Genomic DNA, 13,867 nt, shown 5'->3' with positions numbered 1-13,867 from the left:
GGCCTCTACTCGCCCGGCGCCCGCCCCGCCTGACCGACGCGGCTCAGCGCCCACTGCACCGAGGGCGAGCCGGCCTCGGCCGTGAGCACCACCTGCGAGGTGCGGCGCGGCTCACCGGCCATGAAGACGCTTTCCTCGACGCCGAGGCGGGCGCGGCTGGCGCGCAGCCGCCAGCTGCCGCCGGAGGGCAGGCGCAGCAGCACCGCGTTCTCCTCCTCCTGCAGGCTGGCGACGACGCCCGGATGCAGGTGGAAGCGCACCACGCAGGCCGGCAGGTTCTCGCCCTCCAGCAGATCCTCGCCCCTGAGGTCGTCGCCATTCTCGGAGAGGTAGAGGCGGCGGCGATGGATGGCGCCATGGCCGCGGCGGTAGCCGTCATGGCTGGCATCGAGCCACTGCGCACCATTCGCCTCCTGCCGCTCGGCCTCCACCGCCTCCGGCCGGCGGCCGAGGCCCTCCTCGCGCAGCTCGCTGCTGTTGGTGTCGGCGAGCACCAGGGTGGAATGGGCGGCGGTGGCGCGCAGCGCGTCGCGCCAGGGCCCCTCGGCGGCGATGGCGGAGCCGCAGTTGACGATCAGCCGGTCCCGCCCCACCGACATCTCGAAGGAGAGCGTGCCGGCATGGTGGAAGCGGTCCGGATGGCGCGGCAGGCCGGCGGGGCTGAGCGCGCCACGCCCTTCCGGCGGCGCGCCGCAATCGGCGATCACCAGGGTGCGCCCGGCCTGCAGCCGCTGGAAGCCGCCCTCGGTCAGGATCAGCGGCGCCCGGCCGCGCGCCTGGCCCTGGGTGAGAACCAGGTCGACCAGCGCCGCGCCCTCGTCGCGCGTGCCGTTGAACAGCGCCAGGCCGCCATCGCCATGGCGGAACAGGCGCAGCGCCGGGGCGGCGCGGTCCAGCGCCAGGGCCAGGTGCGGCGGCGCCTCCAGCCCGGCGCCATGCAGCAGGTTGCGGATCTCGATCAGGTCCTGCACCGCCAGCAGCAGCTGGCCCGGGCTCCGCTCGACATGCGCCCCGTCCTGCAGGATCTGCCGCTCGATCTCCTGCGGCAGCACGCGCAGGCAGCGCGCCACCCAGGCCTCCTCGTTCAGCGCCACCGAGGCGGCGAGGCCGCCCTTGAGCGCCACCAGCGCGCCGCGATGCCGCGCCTCGGCGGGCAGCGAGGCGACCAGCCCGCGCGCATCCTGCGCCAGCCGAACCATGAGCTGCCGCCGGAAGCCATCCTCGGCGGTGGCGGCCAGGAAGTCCCAGTGGCCGAGCCAGGCCGAGAGCCGGGCGCCGGCCACCTCGGGCACGGCGGCGATGGCCTCCACCCCGCCCCGGGCCAGCCAATCGGCCGTCAGGTCGCGGGCGCGCAGCCGGGCGGCGTCGGTGCCGAGCGCGCGCAGGTCGCGCAGCCAGGCGAAGCCGTGCACGGCGGCGCGCCAGATCGCCGAGCCGCCGCCTTCCTCCCACCCCAACGCCTGACCCTGGCCGACCTCGGTGGAGAGGGCGAGCGGGCGGATGGTGCCGGCGATCTCGCATTCGCCGCGCAGCAGCCGGTGGCCGCGCGCGGCATCGCCGGGCCAGAGGTCGCGGAAGGAGCGGGCCGGCGCGTCCGGCACCCGGACCGGCTTCAGCCCGGCCACCACCCGGCGGGCGCCGCGCAGCCAGTCCGACATCAGGCGCGCCCTCCGGCCAGGCCAGAGTCCCGCGGGCCGGGCCCCCGCAGGGCGGCGATCGCCGCGGCATAATCCGGGGCGCCGAAGACGGCGGTGCCGGCGACCAGCACATCCGCCCCGGCCTCGATGCAGGCCGGCGCCGTCTCCGCCGTCACGCCGCCATCCACCTCCAGCGCGATGTCGCGGCCGGTGGCATCGATCATGCGCCGCAGCTCGGCGATCTTCGGCAGCTGGCCGGGGATGAACTTCTGCCCGCCGAAGCCGGGATTGACCGTCATCACCAGGATCAGCTCCACCATGTCCAGCACCGGCGCCACGGCGGCGGCGGGCGTGGCGGGGTTCAGCACCACGCCCGGCGACTTGCCGAGCGCCCGGATGCTCTGCAGCGTGCGGTGCAGATGCGGCCCGGCCTCGGCATGGACGCTGATCCGGTCGGCTCCGGCGGCGGCGTAGTCGCCCAGGAAGGGATCGACGGGCGCGATCATCAGATGCGTGTCGAAGGGCAGGCGGGACTTCGCCCGCAGGGCCTTCAGGATGGCCGGGCCATAGCTGATGTTCGGGACGAAATGCCCGTCCATGATGTCGAGATGGAGCCAATCGGCGCCGGCGGCTTCGATGGCGGCGACTTCCTCGCCCAGCCGCGCGAAATCGGCGGCGAGCAGGGACGGGGCGATTTTGACCGGGCGTGACACGGGGAAAGTTATGCCTTCAGGCCTGGAGCGGGACAAGGCGGCCGGACCCGGCCGCACCAGGGAATCCAGGAGATTCGGCACGCCGGGCGGCTGACAAAGCCTGACGCTTCCATCCGCCGGGGGCGGAAAAGGCAAATGACGGCTCCGTGAGCCCCGCGCCTCATGCCGCCCGGAACCGCGCCACGAAGAAGCCATCCATGCCGCCCCGCTCCGACCAGAGATCCGGCCGGGTGCGCAGCCAGCCCTCGGGCGAGAGCGCCGCCTCGAGCCCGGGCACCTCGTCCGGCCGGATCGGGTCGGGCGCCAGGCCGGGGGCGCCCTGGCGGGCCTGGACCTCTCCCTCCTCCGGCTGCAGCGAGCAGGTGGCGTAGACCAGTCGCCCCCCGGGGGCGAGCAGCCGCGCCGCCGCCTCCAGCAGCTGCCGCTGCAGCCCGGCCAGGGTGGCGATGTCACCCGGTCGCTTCAGGTGCGGCACGTCGGGGTGGCGGCGGATGGTGCCGGTGGCGCTGCAGGGCGCATCGAGCAGGACGGCGTCGAACCTCGCCGCCGGCGCCCAGGCGGCGGCGTCGGCCTGCACCACCTCCGCCTCCAGCCCGAGCCGCGACAGGTTCTCGCGCAGGCGCAGGATGCGGGTCGCGTCCCGCTCCACCGCCGTGACCCGGGCGCCGGCGGCAGCGAGCTGCGCCGTCTTGCCGCCGGGCGCGGCGCAGAGATCGGCCACCGCCATGCCCGGCCGGACGTCGAGCAGCCGCGCCGGCAGGGCGGCGGCGGCGTCCTGCGCCCAGGCCGCGCCCTCGGCGAAGGCGGGCAGCTCGGTGATGCGGGTGCCGGCGGGGAAGCGCGCCGTGCCGGTGGGCAGGGCCTCCGCGCCGTCCGGCATCGGCGTGCCGGGCTTCAGCGAGAGGTCGAGCGGCGCCGGCAGCCGGTGCGCCCGGGCGATGGCGCGGACCGCCGGGCCATAGGCCTTGTGCCACGCGGTCCAGAGCCAGCCCGGCGTGTCCAGCCGCTCGCCGTCCAGCTCGGCCACGGCGCCCGGCCCGGCCTCCGCCACGCGGCGCAGCACGGCGTTCACCAGGCCGGCGAAGGGGCGCGGCACCAGGTCGACGCAGCTCGCCACCGCGGCATGCGGCGGCGTCTCCAGCAGCAGCAGCTCGGCGGCGCCGATGCGCAGCGCGTTGCGCACCTCGGGCGGCGGCTCGCGGCGCAGCAGCGGCTCCAGCACCGCGTCCAGGCTGCCCATGCGGCGCAGCACGGCGGCGGCGATGCGGTGGGCGGCGGCGCGGTCCCGCGCATCGGAGGGCGGCAGGGCGTCCAGCGCCTCCTCCAGCCCGCGATGCCGTTCCAGCACCGCCGTCAGCAGGGCCAGGGCGGCGCTGCGGGTCGGATTGCGCGGCTTGGCCGCGAGGCGGGTTCGCGGGCGGGGGCGGGCGGGCGGCTTCATCGCGCCGTGCTAGCGCGCGCGGGCGGACGGCGGAAGCACCGGAAGCGCGAATCGCCGCCGCGAGGCCCGCGACCGCCCCTCCATCAGGCGAAGACCATCCAGAACAGCAGGCCCGCCGCCGGCAGCAGCAGGAAGGGGCTGATCCGGGTGGTCATCAGCAGCAGGGTGGACAGTCCCGCCACCGCCCAGGCCAGCGGCCCGCCCTCGGCGGCGCGCAGCAGGGTGGCGCCGGCGGCCAGGATCATGCCGGCGGCGACCGGCGCCAGCCCCTGCTCGACCACCCGCGTCCAGGCCGCGCCCCGGCTGCGCCGCCACAGCCCGGCCAGGGCATAGACCAGCAGGGAGGAGGGCAGGAAGAGCGCGACCGTCGCGACCAGCGCGCCGGCCATGCCAGCGGCCTGCCAGGCGACCATGGGCGAGAGCAGCGCGCCGGGGCCGGGCAGCAGGCGGGACAGCGCGAAGAGCTCCAGGAAGCGGGCGTCGCCCATCCAGCCCTGCACCTCGACCGCCTGGCGGTGCACATCGGCCACGATGCTCTGCCCGCCGCCCACCGTCAGGAAGGAGAGCGGCAGAAAGACCAGCAGGATGCGCCAGAGGGGATGTTCCATGGGGGCCGGCCGCTTCAGCCCGGCCGGGCCGGCCGGAGCGCCCAGGCCGCCTGGGCGATGCCGAGGGGCGCCATGGCCAGCACCACCCAGAGCAGGGGCAGGCGGAGCCAGAAGATCGCCAGGAAGGTGGCCGCCAGGATCGCCGCCGGCGCCACGCCCCGCGCCACCACCCGCCGCGCCGCGCGCAGCCCCATCTGCAGCGACAGGCCCAGCGCCGCCGCGGCGACGCCGGCCATCGCCCAGTGCACCCCCTGGCGCGCCAGCAACGGCCCGGCCAGCGCCGTGGTGGCGAGGGCCAGCACCAGCGCCGGCAGGATCATCCCCAGCGCCCCGGCCAGGGCACCCGGCCCGCCGCGCAGCCGGTAGCCGATCCAGAGCGAGAGGTTGACCACGTTCACGCCGGGCAGGGCCTGGCAGAGCGAGAGCCCGTCGAGGAACTCGCCCTCGCCCAGCCAGCGGCGGCGCTGCACGAATTCCCGCATCATCCAGCCGGAGAGGCCGCCGCCGAAGCTGGTCAGCCCGACCTTGCCGAAGGCCAGGAAGATCTCGCCGCAGCCCGGCGGCGGGACGGCCGCCGCCCCGGGGTCCGTCCCGGGGCCTGTTCCGGGCGTCCCGGACCCCGCTGCCGACATCCCCGCCTCCCCTCACCCGTTTCGTTTGATGCTATACACCGCGCGCCGAAACGCTCTACAGCCCCGGCATCATGCTTCCTGCCCTGCGCGACCTTCTCGACCGGCTGCCCGAGACGCGGCGGCCGCGCCTCTGGCTCAGCCTGCTCTGCCTGGCGCTGTGGCTGCCCGGCCTCGCCGCCCTGCCGCCCGGCGACCGCGACGAAAGCCGCTTCGCCCAGGCCAGCCGGCAGATGGTGGACAGCGGCGACTATGTCCGCATCCGCTTCGGCGAGGAGGAGCGCAACAAGAAGCCGGTCGGCATCCACTGGGCCCAGGCCGCCTCGGTGCATGCCGCCGAGGCGCTGGGCCTGGGCCATCGCGGCGAGATCTGGCCCTACCGGATTCCCTCCCTGCTCGGCGCCTGGGTGGCGGTGCTGGCGACCTTCCACTGGGGCCGGGCGCTGGTCGGGCGGCGTGCCGCCTTCCTCGGCGCCGCCATGCTGGCCGCCAGCATGGTCCTGGTGGTGGAGACGCATATCGCCAAGACCGACGCCGCCCTGCTCGGCGCGGTGACGGTGGCGATGGGCCTGCTCGGCCGCGCCTACCTGGCGCCGGAGGTCTTCTCCGCGCGGCAGGCCGCGGGCCTCTGGGCGGCCCTCGGCATCGCCATCCTGCTCAAGGGGCCGATCGGGCCGCTCATCGCCCTGCTCGCCATCCTCACCCTGGCCGTCGCCGACCGCGCCGGAGGCTGGCTGCGGGCGCTGCGGCCGCTCTGGGGCATCCCGCTGATGCTGGCCCTGGCGGCGCCCTGGATGATCGCCATCGGCATCGCCACCGAGGGCCGGTTCTTCACCGAGGCGCTGGGCGGCGACATGCTCTCCAAGGTCTCCTCCGGCGAGGAGGCGCATGGCGGGCCGCCGGGCTACTATCTGCTGACCTTCGCGCTGACCGGCTTCCCCGCCGCCTTCCTGGTGCTGCGCGCCCTGCCGGCGGCCTGGCGGGACCGCATGAACCCGGCGACGCGCTTCCTGCTGGCCTGGATCGCGCCTTCCTGGCTGATGTTCGAGGCAGTGGCGACCAAGCTGCCGCACTACACCCTGCCGGTTTTCCCGGCGCTGATGCTGCTGGGCGCCGCCTGGGCGATGGACCCGCTGCGGCGCCCGGCGCCGCGCTGGCTCTCCTGGCTCGGCGCCGCCCTGCTCGCCCTGGTGGCACTGGCCCTGGGCATCGCCGCCGGGCTGCTGCCCTGGCTGGCCGACCGGCGCGTCGATCCGGTGGCGCTGCTGGTCCTGCCCTTCGCCCTGCTCCTGCTCGGGGTGGCGCGCCGGGAATGGCGGGCGGGCTCGCCGGCCCGCGCCATGCTGGCCGCGGTGATGCTCTCGGTGCCGCTCTACGCCGCCATCCTCGGCGGGGTGCTGCCGCGGTTGCAGGCGCCCTGGATCGGGCCGCGCATCGCCGCGGCGCTGGCGGCGGCGGCGCCCTCGGGCGAGGTGCAGGGGGAGTTCGGCATCGTCGGATACCATGAGCCCTCCCTGGTCTTCGCCACAGGCACCGACACCGCCCTGCTGCGCAACGGCGAGGCGGCGGCGGCCTTCCTGGCGGCGGGCGACGGGCGCAGCGTCGCGGTGGGGGACCGCGACCTCGGCGCCTTCCGCGCCGCCGTGGCGGCGCGGGACCTCCCGCTGCGCGAGGCCGCCATCGTGGAGGGCTACAACTATACCCGCGGGCGGCGGCTGCGGCTGCATCTCTTCCAGCGGGTCTCGACCGCCTCCCTTCCGACGCCCGCCTCCGGAGCCACGCCATGATCGAGTGGATCACCCAGACCGTCGGCGAGGCCGGGCCGGTGGGCGTCTTCCTGCTGATGTTCCTGGAGAACCTGTTCCCGCCCATCCCCTCGGAATTCATCATGCCCCTGGCGGGGTTCGCCGCCGCCGAGGGGCAGATGTCGATCGTCACCGCCATCCTGGCCGGCACGCTGGGCTCGCTCGTCGGTAACGGCCTCTGGTACGAGATCGCCCATGCGATCGGCAGCCGGCGCATCCGGCCGCTGGTGGCGCGCCATGGCCGGTGGTTCGGCGTCTCGGCGGAGGACATGGACAAGGCGGAGGCCACGCTGCGGCGCCACGGCCCGGTGGCGCTCTTCTTCGGCCGAATGCTGCCGGCCATCCGCACCCTGATCTCGATCCCGGCTGGCCTCGCCCATATCCGGCGGCCGGTCTTCTATCTCTGGACGCTGGTGGGAAGCCTGATCTGGGTCAGCCTGCTCGCCGGGGCCGGGTATCTGCTGCGCGAGCAGTACAAGCGGGTCGAGACGGCGATCGAGCCGCTCAGCTATGTTGTGCTGGCCGGCGTCATCGGGGCCTATCTCTGGCACCTCTGGCGAAGCCGCCGCGCCGCGCGGCGCTAGCGCCCGGACGGCTGCGAGGAAGGGTCAGCCCGACCGATGCCGCCGGCACCGATCGGGGGACTGGGCTCGTGCGCGGCCTAGAGCACGCCAAAGATCCAGAGGAGGAGGATGATCGGGATCGGGATCCCCAGGAACCACAGCAGAATCGACTTCATCCATGCTCTCCTTCCTTGCCGCGGCGGCCCCAGGCGCGCCGGCTTTGGTCATTAGGCCAGCCCGCCTTGAAGGCCGGCACAGGGCGGCGACCCTCCGGCCCGCCCACGAAACGCCAACGTCGCCACCGGGCCGGCGGTTGCCGCAACACTCCAGGTTGTCGATCCGGGCTCACCTTCCCCCGGGGGTCTTCCTCCGGCTCGCGTGAAATTCCCGTGGAACCGGAGGCGCCCGTTCGCGTTGCACCGGCGGACCGGCCAAGCGGCCCGGATCCCGAGAAGAGGAGTTGAGGACGATGCGCCACCGCGAGATTCTGTCTGCCGTCGTGGTTTCCGCCGCCCTGCTGGGTCTGGCGGCCTGCGATTCCACCAACAACCAGGCGACCCGGGCCATCGACCGCAACGTCGGGACCAACACCTCGGGCGCCTATCCGAGCCAGTCCGACGGCACCCGCGCCAATCCCTCCGGCACCGAGGCCACCCGCGCGCTCGACCGCGCCGCCGGCACCAACACCTCCGGTGCCTATCCGACCCAGTCCGACGGCATGCCGGGCAACCCGCCGGGCACGGCGGCGACCCGCACCTATGACCGCGCGACGCAGTCGAACACCTCGGGCGCCTATCCGACGAACGAGTTGCGCCGCTGATCCGGCCGCCGGCCCCCTCCCGCGGGGCCGGCGCCGCCCTGGCGCGTCATGCCTCTAAGGGCGCCGCAGCACCGCGCCGATCTCCTCCAGGATGAGCGGATCGTCGATGGTGGGCGGCACGGCGACATCCTCGCCATCGGCCAGTTTGCGCAGCGTGGCGCGCAGGATCTTGCCGCTGCGCGTCTTCGGCAGGCGCTCCACCACCCGCGCCTCGCGGAAGGCGGCGACCGGCCCGATGCGCTCCCGCACAAGGGCGATCAGCTCGGCCGCGACCTCCGCCTCCGCCCGCGTCGCGCCGGACTTCAGCACGACGAGACCCAGCGGCACCTGACCCTTCAACGCATCCCGCGCCCCCACCACCGCGCATTCCGCGACATCCGGATGGGAAGCCAGGACCTCCTCGATGGCGCCCGTCGAGAGCCGGTGGCCGGCGACGTTGATGATGTCATCGGTGCGCGACATCACCCAGACATAGCCGTCCTCGTCGAGCATGCCGGCATCGCTGGTGTTGTAGTGGCCCGGGAAGGCGTCGAGATAGGCCTCGCGGAAGCGCGCATCGGCGCGGTAGAGGCTGGGCGCGCAGCCGGGCGGCAGGGGCAGGCGCAGGGCGAGGGTGCCGATCTGTCCCGGCGCGACCGGCTGGCCGGCCTCGTCGAGCGACACCAGCGTATAGCCGGGCGCCGGCTTGCCGCCGGAGCCCGGCCGCATCGGGAAGAGGCCGGCGCCGCGGAAGTTGCCGGTGATGCACCAGCCCGTCTCCGTCTGCCACCAGTGGTCGATCACCGGGCGGCCCAGCAGCCGCGCGGCCCAGACCGCCGTGTCCGGGTCGCAGCGCTCGCCGGCCAGGAACAGCGCCTCCAGCCGCGACAGGTCGTGGCGGCCGAGCAGACGGCCCTCGGGGTCTTCCTTCTTGATGGCGCGCAAGGCGGTCGGCGCGGTGAACAGCACCTTCACGCCATGCTCGGCGCAGACCCGCCAGAAGGCGCCGGCATCCGGCGTGCCGACCGGCTTGCCCTCATAGACGACGGAGGTGCAGCCGGCGAGCAGCGGCCCATAGACGATGTAGGAATGCCCGACCACCCAGCCCACGTCGCTGGCGGTCCAGGAGACATCTCCCGCCTTCAGGCCGTAGAGCATCGCCATCGAATTGTGCAGCGCCACGGCATAGCCGCCGCAGTCGCGCAGCACGCCCTTGGGCTTTCCCGTCGTGCCGCTGGTGTAGAGGATGTAGAGCGGGTCGGTGGCGGCGACGCTGACGCAGGGGTGCGGTGCCGCGGCCGCCATGGCCTCCAGCAGATCCTCGTCGCGCCCCGGCTCCAGCGCGCCGGGCCAGGCCTCGCGCCGCAGGATCAGGCAACAGGCCGGCCGGTGCGGCGACATGGCCAGGGCGGCGTCCAGCAGCGGCTTGTACTTCACCAGCCGCCCGGGCTCGATCCCGCAGGAGGCGGCGATGACGGCCCTGGGCTCGGCATCGGCGATGCGCGCCGCCAGCTCCGCCGCCGCGAAACCGCCGAAGACCACGGAGTGCACCGCGCCGAGGCGGGCGCAGGCCAGCATGGCGACCACCGCCTCCGGCACCATCGGCATGTAGAGGACCACGCGGTCCCCCCGGCCGACACCGCGCGAGGCCAGGGCGCCGGCCAGCCGCGCCGTGCGGTCCAGCAGCTCGGCATAGCTCAACCGCGCCTGGCCTCCCGTCACCGGGCTGTCCCAGATCAGCGCGGCCTGCGCGCCACGCCCCTCGGCGACGTGGCGGTCGAGGGCGTTGTGGCAGATGTTCAGCCGCGCATCGGGGAACCAGCGGCCATAGGGCCCCTGGCCGGCATCGAAGATGCGCTCCGGCGGCACCTCCCAGTCGATGCCGCGCGCCGCGGCCGCCCAGTATCCTTCCGGATCGGCCCGCCAGGCCTCGTAAAGGGCCTGATAGCCGGCATCCTGCGCGTCGGGCATGTCGCGCCCTCCCTGTTGCCGGACCCGCGCCGGGGCGGAGCCCGAGGCGGCCGGTCCTGTCCCTGGTGAACGGGGTGGCGGGAGGGAAGGCCCCTCCCGCGCCGGCTCAGCCGCGCGATCAGACGCGCGCGCGCGCCGCCTTCGCCCGCGGCACCTCCGCCATGTCCTCGGCGAAGATATCGCGATCCTTGGTCTCGGGCAGGAAGAAGGTCCCGATCACCACGGTCGCCAGTGCGATCACCACCGGGTACCAGAGGCCGTAATAGACGTCGCCGGTCTGCGCGATCATGGCGAAGGAGGTGGCCGGCAACAGCCCGCCGAACCAGCCATTGCCGATGTGGTAGGGCAGCGACATGGAGGTGTAGCGGATGCGGGTGGGGAAGAGCTCGACCAGCGCCGCCGCGATCGGGCCGTAGACCATGGTCACGTAGATGACCAGAACCGTCAGCACCAGGATCAGCACCGCCGGCTGTTCGCGGAACAGGTCGAAGGGATGCGCCATCTTCACCACGGTCGGGTTCGAGGCCGCGGGGTAGCCGGCGGCGGTGATCGCCGCGCCCAGGGTCTGGGTGAAGTTCGGCGCGGTGGAGTCGACGGCGACATCGCCGATCCGCACGCTCGCCGCCGTGCCGGGCGGCGCGCGCTCGACGATGTAGTTGACCGAAAGTCGCGCCAGCGCGGCCTTGGCGATGTCGCAGGAATTGGTGAAGCGCGCCGTGCCCACCGGGTTGAACTGGAAGGAGCAGTCGGCGGGGTCGGCCTGCACCACCACATGGATGTTCTGATGCGCGGCGTGCAGCGCCGGATTGGCCTCGGCGCTCATCAGCTTGAAGAGCGGGAAATAGGTCAGCGCCGCGATCAGGCAGCCGCCCAGGATGATCGGCTTGCGGCCGATCTTGTCGGAGAGCCAGCCGAACAGGACGAAGCCGCCGGAGCCGAGCAGCAGGGCCCAGGCGATGAGCAGGTTCGAGGTATAGCCATCGACCTTCAGCACTGAGCCGAGGAAGAACAGCGCGTAGAACTGCCCGGTGTACCAGACCACCGCCTGGCCGGCGACGAGGCCGAACAGGGCGAGAATGGCCACCTTGGCGTTCTTCCACTGGCCGAAGGCCTCGGTCAGCGGCGCCTTGGAATGGGTGCCCTCCTCCTTCATCTTCTTGAAGGCCGGACTCTCCTGAAGCTGCATGCGGATCCAGACGGAGATGCCGAGAAGCAGGATCGAGACCAGGAAGGGAATGCGCCAGCCCCAGTCGTTGAAGGCGGCCTCGCCCAGCACGCCGCGGGTGAAGAGGATGACCAGCAGCGAGAGGAACAGGCCGCCCGTGGCGGTGATCTGGATGAAGCTGGTGTAGAAGCCACGGCGGCCGTGCGGCGCGTGTTCCGCCACATAGGTCGCGGCGCCGCCATACTCGCCGCCCAGCGCCAGGCCCTGCAGGCAGCGCAGCACGATCAGGATGATGGCCGCGGCGATGCCGATCTGGTCTGAGGTGGGCAGGATGCCGACGATGAAGGTCGAGGCGCCCATGATCAGGATGGTGACGAGGAAGGTGTACTTGCGCCCCACCAGGTCGCCCAGCCGGCCGAAGACCAGGGCGCCGAAGGGCCGCACCAGGAAGCCGGCGGCGAAGGCCAGCAGCGCGAAGATATTGCGCGTCCCCTCCGGGAACTGGCTGAAGAACTTGGCCCCGATGATGACCGCCAGGGAGCCGTAGAGGTAGAAATCGTACCATTCAAAGACGGTGCCAAGCGAAGAGGCCAGGATGACGCGTCTCTCCTCACGCGTCATCGGCCGGTTCGCATCGCCCGTCTGAGGAGACGTGGAGCGAAGCGTCGAGCCCATTTTCCCTACCCTTCCCGGCTGGCTGCGGCGGGGCCGCGGCCGGGTCTCCTTATTGTTGATGGTCCCGCGCTCTTGGTCACGCGGTCAGCCTTTCCGCCGCCTGCGAGGGGCGGTCGGGCATGCTGCCCGGATTGTGGCGTGGTGGAGAAGGGCAAGGGAATCAGGATCGTCAGCCGGGCCGTGTTATGACATATTATTCATCTTCTTCAGGACCGTCCGCTCCCGGCCGGGCACGCTGCAACGCTGGCATCGCCTCGGTCGTTTGTCCGGCGAAGCATGCGCCTCGGGACATGACGGCAGGCCCCGAGGCATGGCCGGGACGCAGGGCCGATGGGCCTCCCGGTCCCGCATGAGGCGATAATGCGGCTAGCATCTTCCTGGCGGCGGCGTCAGCATGCGGAGGAGGAAGGAAGAGGCCCGGATGGATATGCTGCGCAGTCTGGCTGACCACTCGATCCGTCGCGTGCTGTGTGCCGCGGCTCTCGCCATTCTCGCCGTCATGTTCGGGCTGGGGGAGGATCCTGTCCTCGCCCTGCAAAGCGGCGCCCTCATGACCGCCGCGGTCTGGCTCGGCCTGTGGGGCGCCGCCCTGCAGATCCCCCGCATCGATCTGCGCCGCACCGGCCTCTGGCGGCAGCTTTCCGCCCTGGCCGGCGAGGGCGGACGGCGCCTGCGCGGCCCGGACGGCCATCGCCAGCTCGCCGCCGTCCTGGCGGAGCGGCTGATGTGGCACGCCGACCGCGCCGGCCTCGCCGCGCTGGGCCTGGCCGGCGCCACCTTCGCCCTGCAGGGCTATCGCGTCCTGCGCGGGTAGCCGCCGCCCCTGGTCCGAGGTATCCCCGCCTGGGGCGTGACCCGGTTGACGGATGCGGGCACGCGGCCAATGCTGCGTGCGCTCATTCACCGCTGACGAGGTGCGCCGCCATCGCCGACCAGGACATCACCCTGCTGATCGACGCCGTGCGCGAGGCCGGCGCCGCCCGGACCGGGGCGCCAGGCTACCGGCTTGAGGAATCGGTGGGGCACCTGCTCCGCCGCGCCCACCAGCGGCATGCCTCGCTGTTCCAGGATCGCGGTGCCGTCGGCGGGCTGACCTCCACTCAGTTCGCCACGCTCCTGAAGCTGGGCGAGATCGGGCAGGCGACGCAGAACGCCCTGGGCCGCGCCGTGGCGCTCGATCCGGCGACGATCCAGGGCGTGGTGGCCCGGTTGCGCGGAAGGGGACTGCTGGAGGTCCGGCGCGACCCGCTCGACCGCCGGACCGTGGTGCTCTCCCTCGCGCCCGAGGGAAAGGCGGTGCTGGAGGAGGCGACCGAACAGGGGCGCCGCGCCAATGAGCAATTGCTCACGGCGCTGGACCCCGCGGAGCGGCAGATGCTGATGCACCTGCTGCGGCGCCTGCTGGACTGAGGCCCTGCCGGGCCGGGCGGCGGTTGCCGCCCTTCCCGTGCTAGCGGCGCCGGCGGAACAGCCCGAACAGCAGCCCCATCATTCCGGAAGAGCGGGCGATACCGCCCAGCAGGGGCACCACGCCGAGGCTGGCGCGGGTCTGCGCGATCGCATTGTCCCGCAGGATGCGTGCCTCGATCTCCGCCCGGCTCGGCGCGTCCCGCATCGCCAGCAACCCGAGGACCAGCACCAGCACCAGATCGGCCCCCAGCAGCGTCCCGGCACGGGCCAGCGGCGTCCATTCGAGCGGCAGCGCCAGCCAGGCGACCACATGCAGCATGACCAGGGCGGCGCAGGCGAAGACCGCCGCGATCATGCCGAAAAGGGCCCGCCACACGTAGCGCTTGGCCTGGAGGCCGAGCACCACGCGCTCGGCCTCCAGGGAGACGGCGGCAAGCCGGAAGGGGCGCAT

General features: G+C 73.3%; 13 protein-coding genes. 5 read left to right on the top strand and 8 right to left on the bottom strand.

The window, feature by feature from the left end; all coding sequences use genetic code 11:
• Window positions 1-5: 5 nt before the first annotated feature.
• From D9598_RS13915 to D9598_RS13895, 5 genes are all read right to left on the bottom strand, one after another.
• On the bottom strand, window positions 6-1,658 hold the full coding sequence (locus tag D9598_RS13915) for a heparinase II/III family protein (protein WP_198367126.1): 1,653 nt from the start codon (window positions 1,656-1,658) through the stop codon (window positions 6-8).
• Window positions 1,658-2,350 (bottom strand): ribulose-phosphate 3-epimerase, encoded by a 693-nt coding sequence (rpe, locus tag D9598_RS13910; protein WP_198367125.1) that lies wholly within the window; start codon window positions 2,348-2,350, stop codon window positions 1,658-1,660. The genes D9598_RS13915 and rpe overlap by 1 nt, the downstream gene beginning before the upstream one ends.
• A 160-nt stretch (window positions 2,351-2,510) precedes the next feature.
• Entirely contained in the window at window positions 2,511-3,791 is a 1,281-nt protein-coding gene (locus D9598_RS13905; protein WP_198367124.1) for an RsmB/NOP family class I SAM-dependent RNA methyltransferase, read from the bottom strand.
• 83 nt (window positions 3,792-3,874) lie between these two features.
• Entirely contained in the window at window positions 3,875-4,399 is a 525-nt protein-coding gene (locus D9598_RS13900; RefSeq protein ID WP_198367123.1) for a chromate transporter, read from the bottom strand.
• Between the two features lie 14 nt (window positions 4,400-4,413).
• Window positions 4,414-5,031 carry a chromate transporter gene (locus D9598_RS13895; protein WP_198367122.1) on the bottom strand — a complete coding sequence of 206 codons (618 nt, stop codon included), beginning with the start codon at window positions 5,029-5,031 and terminating at the stop codon, window positions 4,414-4,416.
• A 71-nt stretch (window positions 5,032-5,102) separates the two neighbouring features.
• Between D9598_RS13895 and D9598_RS13890 the strand changes: the two genes are divergently transcribed.
• The 3 genes from D9598_RS13890 to D9598_RS13880 all read left to right on the top strand — a co-directional run bounded on the left by D9598_RS13890 (window position 5,103) and on the right by D9598_RS13880 (window position 8,216).
• Window positions 5,103-6,815, top strand: coding sequence for a glycosyltransferase family 39 protein (locus D9598_RS13890; protein ID WP_198367121.1), 1,713 nt, complete (start codon window positions 5,103-5,105; stop codon window positions 6,813-6,815).
• The gene (locus D9598_RS13885) at window positions 6,812-7,417 is read left to right on the top strand and encodes a DedA family protein (RefSeq protein WP_198367120.1); all 606 of its coding nucleotides are present in this window, start codon (window positions 6,812-6,814) and stop codon (window positions 7,415-7,417) included. The genes D9598_RS13890 and D9598_RS13885 overlap by 4 nt, the downstream gene beginning before the upstream one ends.
• A gap of 448 nt (window positions 7,418-7,865) precedes the next feature.
• The gene (locus D9598_RS13880) at window positions 7,866-8,216 is read left to right on the top strand and encodes a hypothetical protein (RefSeq protein ID WP_198367119.1); all 351 of its coding nucleotides are present in this window, start codon (window positions 7,866-7,868) and stop codon (window positions 8,214-8,216) included.
• Window positions 8,217-8,270: 54 nt separating this feature from the next.
• Here the strand turns inward: D9598_RS13880 and D9598_RS13875 are convergent, their stop codons facing one another.
• Both D9598_RS13875 and D9598_RS13870 read right to left on the bottom strand, forming a co-directional pair.
• A complete protein-coding gene (locus D9598_RS13875) occupies window positions 8,271-10,166 on the bottom strand; it encodes an AMP-binding protein (protein WP_198367118.1) in 1,896 nt (631 codons plus the stop codon).
• Window positions 10,167-10,284: 118 nt separating this feature from the next.
• Window positions 10,285-11,952 carry an MFS transporter gene (locus D9598_RS13870; protein ID WP_198367117.1) on the bottom strand — a complete coding sequence of 556 codons (1,668 nt, stop codon included), beginning with the start codon at window positions 11,950-11,952 and terminating at the stop codon, window positions 10,285-10,287.
• A gap of 475 nt (window positions 11,953-12,427) precedes the next feature.
• On the opposite strand from D9598_RS13870, the gene D9598_RS13865 reads away from it, so the two are divergent.
• Window positions 12,428-12,820 carry a hypothetical protein gene (locus tag D9598_RS13865; RefSeq protein WP_198367116.1) on the top strand — a complete coding sequence of 131 codons (393 nt, stop codon included), beginning with the start codon at window positions 12,428-12,430 and terminating at the stop codon, window positions 12,818-12,820.
• 146 nt (window positions 12,821-12,966) lie between these two features.
• A complete protein-coding gene (locus D9598_RS21160) occupies window positions 12,967-13,416 on the top strand; it encodes a MarR family transcriptional regulator (protein WP_198367115.1) in 450 nt (149 codons plus the stop codon).
• A gap of 40 nt (window positions 13,417-13,456) precedes the next feature.
• On the opposite strand, the gene D9598_RS13855 is transcribed toward D9598_RS21160, so the two are convergent.
• Entirely contained in the window at window positions 13,457-13,867 is a 411-nt protein-coding gene (locus D9598_RS13855) for a hypothetical protein (protein WP_198367114.1), read from the bottom strand.

The sequence above is a fragment of the Roseomonas sp. KE0001 genome, from assembly GCF_016107285.1.
GTDB lineage: Bacteria > Pseudomonadota > Alphaproteobacteria > Acetobacterales > Acetobacteraceae > Pseudoroseomonas.
Note: the sequence above shows the minus strand (reverse complement) of the source record. Positions and strands in the feature narration are given on the sequence as shown.